At 70.8% G+C, this 17645-nt stretch carries 17 protein-coding genes; 8 read left to right on the forward strand and 9 right to left on the reverse strand.

Annotated features, from left to right (window positions below):
- The first annotated feature begins 37 nt into the window (after window positions 1-37).
- The 3 genes from VM306_RS36645 to VM306_RS36655 are packed head-to-tail and all read left to right on the forward strand — an operon-like array spanning window position 38 to window position 2354.
- Window positions 38-511, forward strand: coding sequence for a sigma-70 family RNA polymerase sigma factor (locus VM306_RS36645; RefSeq protein WP_325523254.1), 474 nt, complete (start codon window positions 38-40; stop codon window positions 509-511).
- Window positions 496-1512 (forward strand): hypothetical protein, encoded by a 1017-nt coding sequence (locus VM306_RS36650; protein ID WP_325523256.1) that lies wholly within the window; start codon window positions 496-498, stop codon window positions 1510-1512. The genes VM306_RS36645 and VM306_RS36650 overlap by 16 nt, the downstream gene beginning before the upstream one ends.
- Window positions 1509-2354 carry a LysR family transcriptional regulator gene (locus VM306_RS36655; protein WP_325523258.1) on the forward strand — a complete coding sequence of 282 codons (846 nt, stop codon included), beginning with the start codon at window positions 1509-1511 and terminating at the stop codon, window positions 2352-2354. The genes VM306_RS36650 and VM306_RS36655 overlap by 4 nt, the downstream gene beginning before the upstream one ends.
- On the opposite strand, the gene VM306_RS36660 is transcribed toward VM306_RS36655, so the two are convergent.
- Together VM306_RS36660 and VM306_RS36665 are read right to left on the reverse strand one after the other, a co-directional pair.
- Window positions 2351-3016, reverse strand: coding sequence for a hypothetical protein (locus tag VM306_RS36660; RefSeq protein ID WP_325523260.1), 666 nt, complete (start codon window positions 3014-3016; stop codon window positions 2351-2353). The two genes, VM306_RS36655 and VM306_RS36660, sit on opposite strands and share 4 nt — an antisense overlap.
- Before the next feature lie 55 nt (window positions 3017-3071).
- Window positions 3072-3518 carry a MarR family winged helix-turn-helix transcriptional regulator gene (locus VM306_RS36665; RefSeq protein WP_414672499.1) on the reverse strand — a complete coding sequence of 149 codons (447 nt, stop codon included), beginning with the start codon at window positions 3516-3518 and terminating at the stop codon, window positions 3072-3074.
- A gap of 49 nt (window positions 3519-3567) precedes the next feature.
- Between VM306_RS36665 and VM306_RS36670 the strand changes: the two genes are divergently transcribed.
- Window positions 3568-3987 carry a Rid family hydrolase gene (locus VM306_RS36670; RefSeq protein WP_325523262.1) on the forward strand — a complete coding sequence of 140 codons (420 nt, stop codon included), beginning with the start codon at window positions 3568-3570 and terminating at the stop codon, window positions 3985-3987.
- Here VM306_RS36670 and ptsP read toward each other — a convergent pair.
- The 6 genes from ptsP to VM306_RS36700 are packed head-to-tail and all read right to left on the reverse strand — an operon-like array spanning window position 3984 to window position 10754.
- The gene (gene ptsP, locus VM306_RS36675) at window positions 3984-5615 is read right to left on the reverse strand and encodes a phosphoenolpyruvate--protein phosphotransferase (RefSeq protein ID WP_325523264.1); all 1632 of its coding nucleotides are present in this window, start codon (window positions 5613-5615) and stop codon (window positions 3984-3986) included. The genes VM306_RS36670 and ptsP overlap by 4 nt on opposite strands.
- A 47-nt stretch (window positions 5616-5662) precedes the next feature.
- Window positions 5663-6535, reverse strand: coding sequence for a ribokinase (locus VM306_RS36680; protein WP_325523266.1), 873 nt, complete (start codon window positions 6533-6535; stop codon window positions 5663-5665).
- A complete protein-coding gene (locus VM306_RS36685) occupies window positions 6532-7449 on the reverse strand; it encodes a substrate-binding domain-containing protein (RefSeq protein ID WP_325523267.1) in 918 nt (305 codons plus the stop codon). Before VM306_RS36685 ends, VM306_RS36680 begins: the two co-directional genes overlap by 4 nt.
- Window positions 7450-7480: 31 nt before the next feature.
- Window positions 7481-8386: an ABC transporter permease gene (locus VM306_RS36690; protein WP_325523269.1), complete on the reverse strand. Its 906-nt coding sequence runs from the start codon at window positions 8384-8386 to the stop codon at window positions 7481-7483.
- Complete coding sequence (locus VM306_RS36695; protein WP_325523271.1) at window positions 8383-9792, reverse strand: sugar ABC transporter ATP-binding protein; 1410 nt, start codon at window positions 9790-9792, stop codon at window positions 8383-8385. Before VM306_RS36695 ends, VM306_RS36690 begins: the two co-directional genes overlap by 4 nt.
- Entirely contained in the window at window positions 9789-10754 is a 966-nt protein-coding gene (locus tag VM306_RS36700; protein WP_325523344.1) for a LacI family DNA-binding transcriptional regulator, read from the reverse strand. Before VM306_RS36700 ends, VM306_RS36695 begins: the two co-directional genes overlap by 4 nt.
- Window positions 10755-10866: 112 nt before the next feature.
- Here VM306_RS36700 and VM306_RS36705 point away from each other — a divergent pair, with 112 nt between their 5' ends.
- Together VM306_RS36705 and VM306_RS36710 are read left to right on the forward strand one after the other, a co-directional pair.
- Window positions 10867-12816 (forward strand): DUF2339 domain-containing protein, encoded by a 1950-nt coding sequence (locus tag VM306_RS36705; RefSeq protein ID WP_325523273.1) that lies wholly within the window; start codon window positions 10867-10869, stop codon window positions 12814-12816.
- Window positions 12817-12897: 81 nt separating this feature from the next.
- Window positions 12898-13971, forward strand: coding sequence for a cytochrome D1 domain-containing protein (locus tag VM306_RS36710; RefSeq protein WP_325523274.1), 1074 nt, complete (start codon window positions 12898-12900; stop codon window positions 13969-13971).
- Here the strand turns inward: VM306_RS36710 and VM306_RS36715 are convergent.
- Complete coding sequence (locus VM306_RS36715) at window positions 13908-16025, reverse strand: MMPL family transporter (RefSeq protein ID WP_325523276.1); 2118 nt, start codon at window positions 16023-16025, stop codon at window positions 13908-13910. The genes VM306_RS36710 and VM306_RS36715 overlap by 64 nt on opposite strands.
- A gap of 111 nt (window positions 16026-16136) precedes the next feature.
- On the opposite strand from VM306_RS36715, the gene VM306_RS36720 reads away from it, so the two are divergent.
- Window positions 16137-16865 carry a TetR/AcrR family transcriptional regulator gene (locus VM306_RS36720; protein WP_325523278.1) on the forward strand — a complete coding sequence of 243 codons (729 nt, stop codon included), beginning with the start codon at window positions 16137-16139 and terminating at the stop codon, window positions 16863-16865.
- A gap of 93 nt (window positions 16866-16958) precedes the next feature.
- Window positions 16959-17633, forward strand: coding sequence for a hypothetical protein (locus VM306_RS36725; protein WP_325523280.1), 675 nt, complete (start codon window positions 16959-16961; stop codon window positions 17631-17633).
- The last annotated feature ends 12 nt before the right edge of the window (window positions 17634-17645 follow it).

Below are 17645 nucleotides of genomic sequence, written 5' to 3' on the forward strand. Positions count from 1 at the left end.
CGGTCGGCGCACTACCTCGTGAAGAGGGAGGGCGATCGTGGAGGATTTCTCCGCCGTCTACCGCGAGTGTTACCCACGGGTGCTCGCGTACGCGGCGAGTCACGCGGGTGCTCGGCTCGCCGAGGACATCACCAGCGAGACCTTCACGATCGCCTGGCGCAAGCTCGACCAGATGCCGCCGAACGCGTTGCCGTGGCTGCTCGGCATCGCGCGCAACCTGGTGCGCACGGCTCGTCGGCAGGTCTGGCACGACGAGCTGGACGACGTCGCGGCGGACGACGACTTCGCGGTGGTCGAGCTGCGGGCGGCGTTGTCGTCGTTGTCCGAGGTCGACCAGGAAGTGCTCACGCTGATCGCGTGGCACGGACTTGCGCCGACTGAGGCCGCGAAGGTGCTTGGCTGCACCACGGCGACTTTCTACGTGCGGCTGCACCGTGCGCGACGACGGTTGCAGGCCGCTCTCTCGACGCAGACCCACGACCGTGCGAGGGAGTCATGGAAGACCTCATGAAGAAGCTGGCCGCGGCCAAGCCGCGGACTCCCGAGGTCGACCCCGAGCGGATGGAACGCGACCTGGTCCGCATCATCGCGCTGCCGTGGTCGAGGCGGTCCAGGCCGCAGGTCCTCCGGCGGTTCGCCCCCTTGCTGGTCGTCGGCGCGGTGATCGCGCTCGTGGTCGTTCTGCTCCCCCGGCCGGCAGGACCCCTGAAGCCGGCCGCTCCTCCGCAGTGGTGGCACGTGCTGACGCAGCACAGGATGACGATGGTCGTCGGCGACGCGGCGAACCCGTACTTCGTGGACATGGACTGGAAGAACGACCGGTGGCTGAGCTTCAGCGCCGAGGTCGCGGTCCTCCAGAAGGACGGCGAGGTGCGGACCTTCTCGATCGACGGCAACGACAGGTGGGAGATGGCGGGCAGGCCGGCGACGGTGCCGCAGCTCGGCGGGAGCCGCTCCGTGCGGATCGGGCCGATGAAGCCCGCCCTGCAGAAGACCGCCGTCTCCGGGTTCCAGATGTCCCTGCACAGCCAGGTGCGGCTCGACTCGTTCGACTCGGTGCCCACGGACCCGGCCGAGTTGAAGAAGATGCTGGAGAACCTCGTCGGCACCAAGGACGCGTACCGGATCGCGACGCTCGCGATGGACCTGATGGCCGCGAACGTGAGCGACGACCAGCGGCGAGCGGTGTTCGACCTGCTCAAGACGCTCGACGGCGTGCGGTTCCGCGACGACGTGCCGATGGGCGAGGCCGGCAGGGGCCTCGGCGTGGCGATCACGGCGCCTCCGACCTTCCAGTTCCCCGACGTCGAGACCCAGCTGGTGGTCAACCCGGAGACCGGTCTGCCGGTCCTGAGGCGGGACGTGAGCACCACACCCCGGTACGGCATGCCCGCGGGCCTGCCCATCTTCGAGGAGAAGTACCTGCTGCTGGACAGGACGACCATCGACCCGATCGTGCCGCTGGACATCCCGGTGAACGGCGAAGTGGAATCCCCCATCATTGAGCGGTGATCGACCCACGACGGCTCCGCGTGCTGCGCGCGCTCGCCGACCACGGCACCGTGACGGCCGCAGCAGCAGCGCTGCACCTCACGCCGTCAGCGGTGTCGCAGCAGCTGGCCGCCCTTGAGTCCGAGGCCGGACATCCGTTGCTGCTGCGCAAAGGACGCCGTGTCTCACTGACACCGGCAGGCTCGCTGTTGGTCGCGCACGCCCACGTCGTCGCCGCCGAACTGGAACGCGCTCAGGCCACTTTGGACGCCCTGGCCTCGGGCTTCGCCGGCCGGGTGGAGGTCGCGGCGTTCGCGTCGGCGATCACGCAGGTGGTGGCGCCCGCGCTGGCGGCGTTGAAGTCCCGGTCGGTGGAGCTCTCGGTCCGCGACGCCGAAGGGCACGAGAGCGTGCGGCTGTTGCTGGACGGCGAGATCGACGTGGCAATCACCGAGGAACACCGGACCACCGAGCGCCTGACCAGGTTCCCGCTGTACACGGAGCCCTTCGACGCCGTGCTGCCGCCGGGGTGGGGGTCGACCGGGCCGGTGGACCTGGCGGCGCTGGCCGACGAGGACTGGGTCGTGACGCTGCCCGGCAACCCGTTGCGGGACGTGGTGGAGATGGCGTGCGCGCAGGCCGGGTTCACGCCGCGGATCCGGCACACGTCCGACGACTTCCGGGCGATCGAGGCTCTGGTGGCGGCGGGCGCCGGGGTGGCTTTGGCTCCGCGCAACGCCGTGCGCGGGGTGCCGGTGTCCGGGGTCGCGCCGTTGCGGCGGGTGGTGGCGGCGGTGCGGCGCGGGTCGGAGGAGCATCCGCTGATCAGGGCGGTTCTGGACGAGCTGCGGGCGGCTCGTTAGACGCGGGGCAGGTAGGCGGCGACCTCGGCGAGTGCGTCCAGGGTGTCGTGGCCCACCTGGCCGCCGGCGGTCTCGGCTTCCGCGATGGTCACGGACCTGCCGTCGCGGTCGCTGCCGTAGCGCAGGCCCGTGAAGCGGATGTCGGCCAGGCCGAGCAGGTGGCTGCCGAGCGGGTGGACGTCGCCGCTGCCGTGCCTGTTCATGACGGTCTGGAAGTCGCGGGCGTCGCCGGTCGAGGCGAGGCCGACCCAGACCACCGAGATCACGGCGGTGTTGCCGGCGCCGTCGGTCACCGCGAACAGGGCGCGTTCCAGCGAGGTGCACCGGTTCCGGGTGAAGAACTCGCGGACCTCGCCGAACGACACCGCGACGCACTCGGCCTGCTGCCTGGCCGTGCGCTTCAGCTGTCGCATCCCCATGCGTTGCCAGGCACCCTCGGTGTCCCCTTTGCGTGCGGCCTTCTGACCTTCGGCCTTGCGCGCGCTGAGCCGCAACGATGATCCGCCGGAACCGACCTCGGGAGCGCTGGGCAGCGTCACGCCGCCGGTACCCGCGGCCACGCTCAGCGCCAGGACTCCGGCCGCCACCGCACCGGCGCCCTTCTTCCCTCCGCTGTTGTTCAGCGGGATGCGTCTGCCGTCCTTGGTGATGAAGCGCGTCATGTGACCAACAACGGGGTGCGCCACGCTGTCGTTGATCACACGATCGAGTGATGCGCTACGGCGGTGGGATCGTCACGCGCAGCTTCGCGGCGATCCGCGTCAACGCCTGGCGGTCCTCGTCCGTGAGCGGGTCGAGCACGAACTGCCGGACCGAACGCAGGTGCGTGGGCGCGGCGGCTTCGACCACCTCGAAGCCCTCGTCGGTCAGCGAGGCGAGCGTGTACCGGCCGTCGTCGGGATCGGGGAAGCGGACGACCCAGCCTCGCTGTTCGAAGCGCTTGACCACGTTGGACAGCCGTGACAGCGAGCCGTTCGCCAGGTGGGCCAGCTCGCTCATGCGGATGCGGCGGTCAGGGGCCTCCGAGACGTGGCTGAGCACCAGGTAGTCGAAGAGGCTCAGCCCCGACTCCTGCAGCGGGGCCTCCAGCCGGCCCGGCATCAGCAGCAGCAACGAGACCAGCCCCGTCCAGGCTTCCTTCTCCTCCGCGTTCAGCCACTCCACGGCACGGATCGTACTTCACGCTTGAAGTCGTGTACGGTTGACTTCAAGCATGAAGTCACGGGAGGCAGAGATGGTCGAGTTCTTCGCGACGCCGGGGTACGGCGAGACGCAGCGGGACGACATGCACTACAGCCAGGCCGTGCGGATCGGCGACCGGGTCGAGACGTCCGGGCAGGGCGGCTGGGACGACGCGTTCGAGTTCCCCGAGGCGCTGGAGGCCGAGATCGTCCGGGCCTTCGACAACGTCGAGCGGACGCTGCGGGAAGCAGGCACGAGCTGGGGCGACGTCGTTCACGTCAACTCGTACCACGTGCTCGGCGACGACTCGTTCGACGACCACAACCGGGTCATGGTCGAGCAGTTCCGCGCGCGGATGGGTGAGCGCAGGCCCATCTGGACCGAGAGCGGGGTCACCGCCCTCGGTCACCCGAAGATGCGCGTCGAGATCCGCGTGACCGCGGTGAACTAGTGAGGAGCGCGGGCGGCGAGCTTGGCCGAGGCCGGGTCGGCTGCCGCGAGTGCGCCGCGGGCCGCGAGCTGGCAGATGTCCATGCTGGACGTGGCCAGGCGGGCGCCGACGCTGGACAGGGCCGTGTGGTTCATCGACAGCGACGTCACGCCGAGGCCGATGAGCACGCACGCCAGCAGCGGGTCGGCCGCCGCTTCGCCGCACACGCCGACGGGCTTGCCGGTGGCGGTGGCGGCCTCGCCGACCAGGGCGATCAGGCGCAGCAACGCCGGCTGCCACGGGTCGTTCAGCGCTGCCACGCCGCCGAGCTGGCGGTCGGCGGCGAAGACGTACTGGGCCAGGTCGTTGGTGCCGATGGAGATGAAGTCGACGACCTGGAGGATCTCGCGGGCGCTCAGGGCGGCCGACGGGACCTCGACCATGACGCCCGCGCGGGCGATGCCGGCGGCACGGGCGCGTTCGACGAACCAGGCGGCTTCGGCGGCGGTCGCGACCATCGGGGCCATGACCGAGACGTCGGCGCCGGACGACTTCGCCGCCGCGGCGATGGCTTCGAGCTGGCGGTCCAGGACCTCGGGGCGGTCGAAGGCGACGCGCAGGCCGCGGACGCCCAGTGCCGGGTTGGGCTCGGGCTCAGGGCTCAGGAACGCCAGCGGCTTGTCCGCGCCCGCGTCGAGGGTGCGCACCACGACCGGCTTGCCCGCGAACGGCGCCAGCACGGCCTCGTACGCGGCGGTCTGCTCGGCGACGGTCGGTTCCTCCGCGGCGTCGAGGAAGCAGAACTCCGTGCGGAAGAGGCCGACGCCCTCCGCACCCGCGGCGGCAGCGGCGGCGGCGTCAGCAGGTGAGCCGACGTTGCCGAGGACCTTCACGCGGTGGCCGTCCTTGAGGACACCCACGCCGTTCCACGTGACCTTCTTGCCGGCGCCGGCCGCGCGGACCTTGCCGTCCGACTCGCGGACCTGGCCGGTGTCGCCGTCCACGTCGAGAGAGGTGCCCTCGAACGCCAGGATACCGCGGCACGCGACGACGGCCGGGATTCCGAGCGAACGCGCGAGGATCGCGGTGTGGGAGGTGGGGCCGCCCTCCTCCGTGACCAGGGCGAGGACCTTCGCCGGGTCGAGGCCCGCGGTGTCGGCGGGCGCCAGGTCGCGTGCCACCAGCACGGACGGCGAGGCCAGGTCGGGAACGCCGGGGGCGGGCATGCCGAGCAGCTCGGCCACCACGCGGTCGCGGACGTCCTGGACGTCGCGGGCGCGTTCGGCCATGTAGCCACCGGCGGCCTGCAGTGCGGCGATGAACTTCTGCGCCGCCTGGTGCACGGCACGGGCCGCGGGCAGCGACTCGTCGGCGACGAGCTTCTCGGCGGACTTGATCAGGGACGGGTCGCCCGCCATCGCGGCGGTCGTCTCCAGAACGGCGCGGGCGTCGCCGTCGACGGTCTTCGCGCGCTCCATCAGGCGCTGCGCCACGGCCTCGGTCGCCGGGCGGATGCGGGCGGCCTCCTCGGCTGTGTCCGCAGGTCGCGGGCCCACCGGGGGTTCGGGCAGGGCCTCGGCGACCCTCACCACGGGACCGGTTGCCCGGCCGCTGCTCACACCGACACCGCTCAGCCGCGCGCTCGACATGGTCTAGACCATACCCTTCAGCGGTGACGGGCCGACAGCTCGCCGTGTCAATTCGGTGAGCCGACCTCGGCCGCGGTCGGGTAGGACGGCTGCGCGCCCGGCTTCGTGACGGACAGCGCGGCGACCTTCACCGCGTAACGAGCAGCTTGGACGATGTCGTCCCCGTTGGCCAGTCGCGCGGACACCGCACCGGCGAACGCGTCACCGGCGCCCGTCGTGTCGACGACCTCGGCCACCTCGACCGCCGGAACCTCGACGACTCCCGTCCTCTCCACCACGGCCGCACCGCGCGAGCCGAGCGTGACGATCGCCGACGCGGGACCGAGGTCGAGGAGACCGCGCCAGTCCGCCGCGAGCTGCGCGGCCTCGTGCTCGTTCACGATCAGGACGGTGAGCTGCCGCAGGGTCTCCGCCGGCAGCCCGGCCACCGGCGACAGGTTGAGCACGGTCCGCACACCGGCCGCGGACGCGACGCCGATCGCGTGGACGACGGTCTCCAGCGGCACTTCCAGCGAGCACGTCAGGATCCGGGCGCCGCCGAACGACAGACCGTCCACATCGGACGACGACACGTCGGCGTTGGCGCCGGGGGAGACGACGATCGAGTTCTCGCCGTCCGGCGTCACGGTGATGTACGCGATGCCGGTCGGCCGCGCGGAGGTCTTCACCAGCGACGTGTCGACGCCGGACGACTCCAGCGACTCGCGCAGCAGCGCGCCGTACCCGTCGTCACCGACGGCGCCGACCAGTGCGACGGAGGCACCGACGCGAGCGGCGGCGACGGCGGTGTTCGCGCCCTTGCCGCCGGGCAGCACGACGGTGTCACCGCCGAGCACGGTCTCACCGCCGGCGGGCCGCCTGCCGACCTCGACCACGAGGTCGGCGTTGGCGGACCCGAGAACGAGAAGAGGCTTCGTCACTTGATGAACTCTGCCACGTTCTGCTTCGTGACGACCTTGACCTCGACGTCCACGACCTGCTGGACGGCCTCGCCCTTCGCGGCGTGCACCGCCTGCTCGACGGCCTTTCCACCGAGGAGCTTCGGCTGCTGCGCGACGGACGCGGTGAGCGTGCCCTCCTGGATCGCCTTCAGACCGTCGGGCGTGCCGTCGAAGCCGACGACCACGACGTCCTTGCCGGCACGGGCGCCGAGGGCCTTGATCGCGCCGAGCGCCATCTCGTCGTTCTCGGCGAAGATGCCCTTGAGCTCCGGATGGCCCTGCAGGAGGTTCGTGGTCTCGTTGAGGCCCTTGGCGCGGTCGAAGTCCGCGACGGCCGTGGCGGCGACCTTGATGTTGCCGCTGTTCAGGCCCTGCTCGAAGCCCTGGCCGCGGTCGCGGGACGCCGACGCGCCCTGGATGCCCTTGAGGTGACCGACCTCGCCGGACGTGGCGCGGCCGAGCTCGATGGCCGCGAGGCTGCCGCCCTGCACGTTGTTCGACGCGACCTCGGACGCGACCTTGCCCTCGACCGAGCGGTCGACGGAGATCAGCGGGATGTTCGCCATCTCGGCGGCCCTCGCGGCGGGCGCGGACTGCTTGGAGTCGACCGGGTTGAGGATGATCGCCTTGACGCCCTGGGTCACCAGCGTCTGCACCTGGTTGACCTGGTTCGTCGCGTCGTTCTGCGCGTCGACCACGGTCAGCTTGGCGCCGAGCTGGTCCGCCATCTCCTGCGCGCCCTGCTGCAGCTGCACGAAGAACGGGTTGTTCAGGGTGGACACCGCGAGCCCGATGGTGATGTCGCTCCCCCCGGACGCCCCCGTGCCACCGCACCCGGTCGCGACCAATGCCGCGGCTCCCAGGGTGAGCGCGATCCGTCGGGTCACCTTCATCAGCGTTTTCCTTACCTGTTGCGGGTTGTACTCAGCGACGGCGAAGTGAGTCGAGCAGCGCGGCGAGAGCGATCACCACACCGATGACGACCTGCTGCCAGAACGGGTGCACCTGCAGCAGGTTGAGTCCGTTGCGCAGGACGGCGAGCACGAGCGCGCCGACCAGCGTCCCGGTGGCGCGGCCGACGCCACCGGACAGCGACGCACCGCCGATGACGACGGCGGCGATGGCGTCGAGCTCGTAGCCGGCCGCGGCCTGCGGACCGGCGGAGGAGAGCCGTCCCGCGAGCACGAGACCCGCGGCGGCGGCGAACAGACCGGACAGGGCGTAGATCCACAGCTTCTGCCTGCGGACGTCGATGCCGCTGAGCTTCGCGGCCTCCTCGTTGCCGCCGATCGCGTACATGCGGCGGCCGAGGTTGGTGCGCGTGAGGATCAACCCGGTGATGCCGAAGAACGCGAGCATCAGCAGCAGCGGCAACGGGAGCATCGGCGCGAGGTTCGAGCCGAGGAACGTCACCAGCTCGTCGGTGTTGTGCGGCTGGCCGCCCGAGACCACCAGCGTGAGGCCGCGGGCGACGCTCAGCATGGCCAGCGTCGCGATGAACGGCGGCAGCTTGCCGTAGCTGATCATCGCGCCGTTGACGAGACCGCACAGCGCGCCGACGACCAGGCCGACCGGTCCGGCGGTGAGCGCGCCGACCATCGCGGCCAGCGCGGCGATGCTGCCCACCGACAGGTCGATGCCGCCCGCGACGACCACGAACGTCATGCCGAACGCCAGGATCGCGATCGCCGCGGCCTGCACGCCGACGTTGACCAGGTTCTGGGCGGTGAGGAACGCCGGGTTCGAGACGGCGAGGGCCAGCGCGAGGATCAGGAGCCCTGCGAGGGCGCCGTTCTCGCCGGCGTACTTGCGGATGCTGATCGTGGTCATGCGGAGATCTCCTGCACGGCGAGTGCCATCACCTGGTCTTGGGTCGCGCCCCCGGGCAGCTCACCGGCCACGCGGCCGTGCGCCATGACGACGACGCGGTCGCTCATCCCGATCACCTCGGGCAGGTCGCTGGACACGAGCAGCACGGCCCGGCCCTGCGCGGTCATGCGGTTGATCAGCTCGTAGATCTCGACCTTGGCGCCGACGTCGACGCCCCTGGTCGGTTCGTCGAGGATCAGCACCTTCGGGTCCGCCAGCAGCCACTTGCCGATGACGACCTTCTGCTGGTTGCCGCCGGAGAGCTCCTTCACTGGCTGCTCGACGCGGCCCTTGATCCGGAGCTTGCCCGCGATGTCGTGCAGGCGCTCCCGGTCGCGGTTCTCCAGCGTCACCAGCTCGAGGTTCTGGCCGACGGTCGCGGTGAGCACGAGGCCCTGGCCCTTGCGGTCCTCCGGCACGAGCCCGAGACCTGCCTTGATGGCGGCCTGGACGTCGTGGCGGCGCAACGGTGTGCCGTCGACCTCGACCGTGCCGTGGTCGTAGCCGTCCACGCCGAACGCCGCTCGCGCGACCTCGGTGCGTCCGGCGCCGACCAGTCCGGCGATGCCGACGACCTCCCCCGCGTGGACCTCGATGCTGATGTCTCGGAACACGCCGTTCTTCGTCAGGCCCGAGATGCGCAGCAACGGCTGACCGGCGCGTTGGCGCGTGCGCGGGTACTGCTCGTCGATCGGGCGGCCGACCATCAGCTCGATCATGTGCTGCGTGGTGGCGCGCGGTCCGAGCACGCCGACGCTGCGCCCGTCGCGCAGGACGGTGATCCGGTCGGCGACGCGCTGGATCTCGTCGAGGTGGTGGGTGATGAAGACGAGCCCGACGCCGTTGTCCCGCAGCTGGGCCATGATCTGCAGCAACCGGTCGGTCTCGGTGTCGGTGAGGACCGCGGTCGGCTCGTCGAGGATCAGCACGCCCGTGTCCTTGTCGAGCGCGCGGGCGATCTCGATCATCTGCTGCTGGGCGATGCCGAGGTCGCGGACCTTGGCGTCCGGGTCGACGTCCAGGCCGACCCTCCGCAACAGCTCCGGTGCCCTGCGGCGCATCGCGGCGCGGTCGACGAAGCCGAACCTGCGCGGGAGCCGGTTCAGGAACAGGTTCTCCGCGACGCTGAGCTCCGGCACGAGTGCCAGCTCCTGGTGGATCACGGCGAGGCTGGCGCTGCCCTCGATCGTGCCGGAGTCGTGGCCGTGGATGCCCGCGAGGACCTTGACCAGCGTGGACTTGCCCGCGCCGTTCTCGCCGAGCAGGACGTGGACCTCACCGGAGTTGATGTCGAGGTCGACGCCGTCGAGTGCCTTGGTGGCACCGAAGTGCTTGGTGATGCCGCGGGCGGTGATGAGGGTCTTCACAGCTCGGCCTCCCCGAGCGAGCCGCGCAGCACGAGCTTCGCGGTCAGGCGGACGTCGTCGGGCTGGCGGCCGTCGATCAGGGCGAGCAGGCTGCGGGCGGCGGCCTTGCCCATCTCCACGGTCGGCTGCGCGACGACCGTGATCGGCGGGTCGAGCAGCGGGAACCACGGCTGGTCGTCGAACACCGCGAGCGCGACGTCGTGCGGGATCTGCAGGCCGCGGGCCCGGATCTCGCCCAGCGCGCCGAGGCCCATCAGGTTGTCCATGGCGATCAGCGCCGTGGCGCCGTCGTCGATCAGCTTCGAGGCGGCCTGGCTGCCGCTCTCCCGGCGGAAGTCGCCGTGGACGACCTGCGCGAGGCCGCCGAGCGACCCCGTGAGCACGTCGGTCCGCTCTCTTCCGGTGGACGTGTTCGGCGGACCCGCGATCACTCCGATGCGGGTGTGGCCGGCGCCGACGAGCCGCCGGGCGAGCGAGGTCAATGCCTCGCTGCCGTCAGCGCGGACGACGGGGCATGTGGCGCCCCTGACCGTCCGGTCGAGCAGGACTAGCGGAACGCCGCCTGCGCTCACTTCGCGAACCAGACCGGGGTCGTCGGTCGCGGGGCACAGCAGGAGGCCGTCCACCCGGCGGTCGAGCAGGGTGCGCACGTACGTGGCCTCCTGCTCGGCGCTCTCGTCGGCGTTCCCGATCACGACGCAGTAGCCGTGTGACCGGGCTTCGTCCTCGACCGCTCGCGCGATCTCGGCGAAGAACGGGTTCAGCAGATCGCTGATGACCAGACCGAGGGTCTGCGTGCTGGTGGTCCTGAGGGATCGCGCCAGGGCGTTGGGCCGGTAGCCGAGCTCCTCGACCGCGGCGAGCACCCGCACACGGGTCTCGGGAGTCGGCGCGGCATGGCCGCTGAGCACGCGCGACACGGTGGCCGTGGAGACGCCTGCGTGCTGCGCGACGTCCTTCATGGTCGTCACGAGGGCCTAGTTAATCGATTACACATCTATGTAGTCAAGCTGGGACCGGTGGATGAGTAGGTGTACGGATGTCACCGGACGTGCGCTGCCTCACCCTGATCACATGGACGGACAGGATCGCCTCGGGGACGAGCAGCGCCTCGCGCTGGAGCTCGCGGCCATCGGGCAGCGGCTGGTGACGATCAGCTCCCAGATGCGGGAGCACTCTTCGGGCCCGGTGGCGGCCGCGGCGACCGCCGTGGCCGAGGTGGTCACGCCTCCACCCGCACCCCAGGCGCCGGCTCCTCAGGCTCCGGTCCCAGGTCCGATCCCGCAGCAGGCGCCGCCGCCCGTGCAGTCCGGGCCACCCAACCCGTGGTCGCAGCACGGCCAGCAGCCGTTCCCGCAGCAGGCGTTCCCCCAGCAGTCGTTCCCCCAGCAGTCGTTCCCGCAGGGGCCGCCTCCCCGGGCGCAGTGGCCGCACCCTCCGCGGCAGCAGCCGTGGCCCGCGCCCCAGCCGCGCGAGACGTTGTTCGAGAAGCTCGGCAAGGACGGCGCCGGGGCGAAGCTGCTGGCCTGGGTCGGTGGCGCGATCACCGTGCTCGGCTTCGTGCTGCTGCTGGTCCTCGCCGTCCAGCGCGGCTGGCTCGGCCCGGTGCCGCGTGTCATCGGCGGCGCGGTGTTCAGCGGCGCGCTGGTCGCCATCGGCCTCTGGCTGCACCGCACCCCGGCCGGGCGCGTGGGGGCGTTCGCCCTGGCCTTCACCGGTTTCGCGGGTCTCTACCTCGACGTCATCGCCGCCACGAGCCTCTACCACTACCTCCCCGCCGGCGTGGGACTCGTCGTCGGTCTCGCCGTCGCCGCGACGGGTGTCGTGCTCGCGCTGCGCTGGGACTCGCAGGCGCTCGCGGTCGCCGTCGTCACCGCCTGCGCCGTCTGCTCGCCGGTGCTGACCGAGGGCTTCACGGTCCTGCTGGTCGGGTTCCTGCTGGTGCTGAAGATGGCCGCCACGCCGGTGCAGATCCAGCGCAGCTGGCCCGGTCTCGCGATCGCCGGCAGCTTCCCGGCGATCATCGCCTCGGTGGTCACGACCGCGGGCGCGATCCCGCGCAGCTACGAGTGGACCGTGGTCGGTGTCGCCGCGGCGACGACCGTCGTCGGCATCGTGGTGGCGCTGCTGACCATCAGGAAGCGGCGCGACGACGTCGTGGCGATCGCACTGGTCGCGGGTTCCGCGCTGCCGGCGTTGTTCGCGACGACTTTGCTGGACAGGGCTTCCGCTTCGGCGCTCGCCGGTGCGGTGGCCGCCGTGCTGCTCGCGATCTGGATGATCCCGGACCTGCCGCGCGCGTTCACGACGGCGGCCGGTGCGACGGGCATGCTCGCGTTGTTCCAGACCACGGTCATCGCGCTCGACGGCAACGTGCGCACGGCGATCGTGCTGGCCGAGGCGGTGCTGCTGGCGTTCCTCGCGGCGCGGCTGAACAAGAAGAGCGCGCTGGTCGGGTCGATCGCGTTCGGCGTCGTCGGGTTCTTCATGGCCGTCGGACTGGCCGTGCCGATCACGTGGCTGGTCGAGGAACCCCGTTTCTTCAACGACGTCTCGCCCGGCGACTACGCGGCCGGCCTCGTCACCGCCGTGGTGCTGGGGATCTACGCGGCCGTCGCGCCGTGGGCCGCGCTGAAGATGCAGGTGCTGCGCGAGCCGGCGAGGCACCCGTTCCCGTGGATCGTCTCCGGCCTGGTGCTGCTCTACGGCGCGGCGGGTGCGGTGCTGTGCGCGGCGCTGCTCGTGTCGCCGGACGAGTCCGGGTTCCTCTTCGGACACTCCGTGGTCACCGTGTCGTGGACGATCGCCGCGTTGTTCCTGCTGGTCAAGGGGATCGGCAACAAGGCGCTGCGGATCTGCGGCCTGATCCTGGTCGGTGCCGCGGTGGTGAAGCTGGTGCTGTTCGACCTCTCCGCGCTCGACGGCATCGCCCGCGTGCTGGCTTTCCTCGGCGCCGGTCTGGTCCTGCTCACCGCGGGCACCCGGTACGCCAAGCTGGTGGCCTCGGCCAACACCCCGAACTGAGTACTACGACGAGGCGAAGATTTCGCTCGGCCGAGTGACCGAAGTGGATCGAAAGCACCCGGAAGTGGTCCCATCGGCCGCATGGCAAAGCCACGCCTCGTGGCCGCGGTTCTGACGCTCTCAGCGGCCTTCGCGGCGATGGGTGTTCAGCAACGGCACGACTACACGACCACCTCCACCGCGTCGGTGGCACCGCTCGCCTACGTGGTCGGCAGGACCGGTCTCGTGCAGATCGTCGACACCAGGAACGGTGCCGTTCTCGCGAAGGCCGACACCGGGGGCCGTGCCACGGGGATCGCCGTGTCGCCGGACGGTCAGCGGCTCTACGTGGTCAGCGGCTGGACCGGCGCGATCACCGTGGTCGACCCGCACTCCGGTGCGATCCTCGACAGGATCTTCACGCAGGTCCAGCTCTCGCACGCGGCGATGCGCCCGGACGGGCAGCGGCTCTACGTCTCGGCCGCCGGCGGCGTCGCGGTGGTGGACCCCGCGAACTTCCGGCTGGTCGCGGCGATCAAGGTCGGCGGCCAGCCGCAGGGCCTCGCCGTCCACCCGGACAACAAGGTCCTCTACGTCGCGAACGCGCAGGACGGCACCGTCAGCCTGGTCGACACCGCGGCGGCGTTCCAGACCTCGACGATCCAGGTCGGCGGCCTGCCGCAGTTCCTCGCGATCTCACCCGACGGCAAGCGCCTCTACGTGAGCACCATGCGCCTCGGCGAGAAGACGCCCGGCACGGTGTCGGTGATCGACACGACCACGAACCAGGTCGTCGGCTCTGCGGACGTGGGCAGGGGAGCGGGCAGCATGGCGGTCACGCCGGACGGCGCCACGGTCTACCTGACGCTGCCGAAGGAGAGCGAGGTCGTGGTCGTCGACGCGGCCACCATGACGGTGCGCGAACGTCTGCCCATCGACTCGCCGGGTGTCGCCATCGCTCCGGGTGACTCGAGGGTTTTCCTCGCGACCGGAGCGACGACGACTGTGCTGGACAGCTCGAACGCCGTGCTCGCCACGTACCGGATGAAGACGGGCGAACTGGAGGAGGCGAGGCCGCGCCAGTTCGACGCGGCCATGATCGCCTTCGCCGCTCAGCCGACCGAGACCCGCTCGCGGACCTCGTCGTCGAACGGGTCGTCCACCGGCTCGTCGTGAAGCGCGAGGCGTTCCTGGATCCGCTTGAGCGGACCGGGTGACCACCACGCGGCGTTGCCGAGGAGCTTGAGCACGGCGGGCACGAGCAGCATCCGGACCACGGTGGCGTCGAGCGCCAGCGCGAGGATCATGCCGACGCCGACGAACCGCATCATCGCGACCTGCGAGAACGCGAACGCGCCCGTCACGACGATCAGCAGCAGCGCGGCCGAGGTGATGACCCTGCCGGTCTTGGCCAGACCGGTGGTCACGGCCTCCTCGGTCGTCGCGCCCTGGCCGCGCGCCTCGACCATCCTGCTCAGCAGGAAGACCTCGTAGTCCGTCGACAGGCCGAACACGATCGCCGCCATCAGCACGACGATGCCGGACTCGAGCGGCCCCGGCGTGACGCCGAGCCAGCCGGCCCCGTGGCCCTCCTGGAAGATCCACACCAGCACGCCGAACGTCGCCGACAGCGACAACGCGCTCATCAGCACGGCCTTGATCGGCAGCACGACCGAGCCGAACGCCAGGAACATCAGGACCAGCGTGGCGCCGACGAGCAGCGCGATCATCAACGGCAGGCCCGCCGCGATGGCGTCGAGCGAGTCGCCGACCGTGGCGGTGTTGCCGCCGACCAGCACCTCGGCGCCGCTCGGCGGGGTGAGCGCGCGGACGTCCTTCAACGCCTGCTTCGACTGCTCGCTCAGCGCGTCGTTCTCCAGGCCGGCGGACGCGGACGTGACGCCGTTGCCGGAACCGGTCGGCTGGGCCTCGCCGACACCGGGGACGTCCTCGACCTTGCCCAGGTACTCCTGCACCGCGGCCTGGTCGCCACCCTTGACGACGATCCGGAAGCCGGTGGCGGAGAGCGCGGAGAAGTTCTGGTTGATGTTCTCGGTGGCGACGCGCACGGTGTTGCCCTCGGGCAGCACCTTCTCGGTGACCTGGCCGAACTGGACGCCGAGGAACGGCGAGCCGAGCGCGACCAGCACGCCGATGATCGGCAGGGCGATCAGCACGGGCCGCTTCATGACCGCGCCGCTGAGCTTGCGCCAGCCGCGTTCGCCGGGCTCCTTCTTGCGCCACGGCATGGCGAGCTTGTCGACCCGCTCGCCCAGCACGCCGAGCAGCGCGGGCAGCAACGTCAGCGAGACCAGCGCCGCGATCGCCACCGACGCCACGCCGCCGTACGCGAGGGACCTCAGGAAGCCGTGCGGGAAGAGCAGCAGGCCGGCCAGCGCGATGACCAGCAGCGTCGCGCTGAACACGACGGTGCGACCGGCGGACGCGACCGTCCGGCCGACGGCCTGTTCGGTCGTGCGTCCCTGCGCGAGCTCCTCGCGGAACCGGCCGACCATGAACAGCCCGTAGTCGATCGCCATGCCGAGGCCGAGCAGCGACGCGACGTTGACGGCGAACGAGTTGACCTCGGTGAAGATCGCGACGGCGTGCAGCACGCCGAGCGCGCCCATGATCGCGAGACCGCCGACGACGACGGGGAGCGACGCGGCGACCAGACCGCCGAAGATGACCACGAGCAGGAGCAGGACCAGCGGCAACGAGAACATCTCGGCGCGCGTCAGGTCGTCCTGCGACATGTCGTTGATGGCCTTCTGGGTGGGCACGAGCCCACCGACCTGCTGGGTGAAGCCGTCGATCGCGAGCTGGCTCTCGACGTCCTGGAACTGCTTGATCTGCTCGTTCGAGTCACCGCTGGTGAGCGTGATCGCGACGAGCGCCTGCTGCTTGTCGTCGGACGGCACCGGTCCGACGGTCTTGAGCACGTCGTCCTTGGGGAAGCCGCTGATGTGGTCGGCGACCTTCTTGAGCTCGAGCGGGTTGGTGAAGTCGCCGCGGTAGATGACGATGACGTCACCGTTCTGCCGCCCGAACGCCTCCTCGGCTACCTTGTCGGCCCGCGCCGCCTCACTGGAAGGAGCCTCGTACCCGCCCTGGCTGAGCTTGTCGAACACCCCCAGACCCCACACGCCGCCGACAACGGCGAGGAGCACCGTCGCGACCAGCACCACCCACCGGCGGCGATATGCGATCGAGCCCCACTTCGCGAACATCGGCGACGGCCTCCTGGGTTACCGTTCTGCAATCCCGTGAACTTGCGTAAACACCGTTCACTGAAACCGTACGGGGCCGTGGACAGGGTCTACAACCCGATGGAGTGACATATGACCGAGGCCACTCGCCGAGAACGACTCCGCGCTGAGACCGAGCGTGAAATTCGGCAGGCGGCCCGCACTCTTTTGGTGGAGAGCGGCCGTGACGCGGTTACCCTCCGTGCGATTGCACGCAAACTCGGCATCACCGCGCCGGCCCTGTACCGCTACTACGACTCCCACGACGCCCTGCTGCGGCAGCTGTGCGACGACATCTGCGACGACATGGCGACGGCCCTGCACACCGACCTGGCCGCGGAGACGTCAGGCCAGGTGGGATGCCAGGTCAGGGCCGTGTGCCACGCCTTCCGCCGCTGGGCGCTGGCCCACCCGCAGGAGTTCGCGCTGGTGTTCGCCTCACCCCGCGACCCGCTGGGCGCCGACCAGTTCGGCTCGGTGTTCCTGCGCCTGGCGGGCGGGCTGATCGCGTCCAACCAGGTGGCGAACCACGCGGACGAGGAGGTGCCCGAGGCGCTGCACGAGGACCTGGTCCGGTTCCAGCAGGTGCTGATGGACGCGGCGTCGGCGCACGGCGTGCGGGTGGGGGACGACGTCCTCAACCTGGGCAAGATCTACCACGTGGTGCAGTCGTGGGTGCGGCTGTACGGGCACGTGGCGCTGGAGGTGTTCGGGCGGTTCCCGTTCGCGGTGACCAACCCGGAGCCGATGTTCGACAGCATGCTGGACCAGATGCTGATGGACATCGGGTTCGCGGAGACGACGGACTCAGCCGGTCGCTGATGTAGCGCCGATCGGGGGTTCGGCGACATACGACGCATGGTCGACGCCACGAACCCAGCAGATTCCCCTGAACCTGCGGCCCTCGAAGGACCGGTGCCGACGTCGAGCGGGCCGGGTCAGGCCATCCTCGACCTGCTGGACAAGGCCATAGGCCTGCAGACACCGCTGGTCCGCAAGAACATCGCGCGCGCCCGCCAGCGCAACCCGGAGGCGACACCGGCGGAGGTCGTCGGCACCCTGGAGAAGATGTACGTCAGCGCCCTGGCCGGCACCGGAGCCGCGGTGGGCGGCGCCGCGGCCGCGCCCGGAGTCGGCACCGGGATCGCGCTGGCGTTGTCGGCGGGCGAAGCCTTCTCGTCACTCGAACTGAGCGCGCTGTTCGTGCTCTCGATCGCCGAGGTCCACGGCGTCCCGCTCGACGAGGTCGAACGCCGCCGGACGCTCGTCCTGGGGATCCTGCTCGGCGAGTCCGGCTCCAAGACCATCGGCAAGGTCGCCGAGCGCACCGGCCAGCACTGGGCTCGCCAGCTCGTCAACGCCGTGCCCATGGCAACGCTGAAGCAGATCAACAAAGTCCTCGGCAAGAACTTCGTCACCAAGTACGGCACCAAGCAGGGAATCGTCGTGCTCGGCCGGGCGGTCCCGTTCGGCATCGGCGCGCTGATCGGTGGCGGCGCGAACGCCGCCATGGCCGCCTTGGCCGTCCGGGCAGCCCGGCGTGCGTTCGGCCCGGCCCCGGAGTCGTGGCCGGAGCTGGCGCGGCCGTAGCCGCACCAGCTC

This window comes from Lentzea sp. (assembly GCF_035525475.1).
Lineage (GTDB): Bacteria > Actinomycetota > Actinomycetes > Mycobacteriales > Pseudonocardiaceae > Lentzea.

Bases quoted from the DNA above. Each gene is read 5' to 3' on its own strand.
- VM306_RS36705 (WP_325523273.1), top strand. From the start codon at position 10,867: ATGGACGGACAGGATCGCCTCGGGGACGAGCAGCGCCTCGCGCTGGAG.
- VM306_RS36700 (WP_325523344.1), bottom strand. From the start codon at position 10,754: ATGAAGGACGTCGCGCAGCACGCAGGCGTCTCCACGGCCACCGTGTCG.
- VM306_RS36710 (WP_325523274.1), top strand. From the start codon at position 12,898: ATGGCAAAGCCACGCCTCGTGGCCGCGGTTCTGACGCTCTCAGCGGCC.
- VM306_RS36670 (WP_325523262.1), top strand. From the start codon at position 3,568: ATGAAGTCACGGGAGGCAGAGATGGTCGAGTTCTTCGCGACGCCGGGG.
- VM306_RS36690 (WP_325523269.1), bottom strand. From the start codon at position 8,386: ATGACCACGATCAGCATCCGCAAGTACGCCGGCGAGAACGGCGCCCTC.
- VM306_RS36660 (WP_325523260.1), bottom strand. From the start codon at position 3,016: ATGACGCGCTTCATCACCAAGGACGGCAGACGCATCCCGCTGAACAAC.
- VM306_RS36720 (WP_325523278.1), top strand. From the start codon at position 16,137: ATGACCGAGGCCACTCGCCGAGAACGACTCCGCGCTGAGACCGAGCGT.
- VM306_RS36650 (WP_325523256.1), top strand. From the start codon at position 496: ATGGAAGACCTCATGAAGAAGCTGGCCGCGGCCAAGCCGCGGACTCCC.
- VM306_RS36715 (WP_325523276.1), bottom strand. From the start codon at position 16,025: ATGTTCGCGAAGTGGGGCTCGATCGCATATCGCCGCCGGTGGGTGGTG.
- ptsP (WP_325523264.1), bottom strand. From the start codon at position 5,615: ATGTCGAGCGCGCGGCTGAGCGGTGTCGGTGTGAGCAGCGGCCGGGCA.
- VM306_RS36685 (WP_325523267.1), bottom strand. From the start codon at position 7,449: ATGAAGGTGACCCGACGGATCGCGCTCACCCTGGGAGCCGCGGCATTG.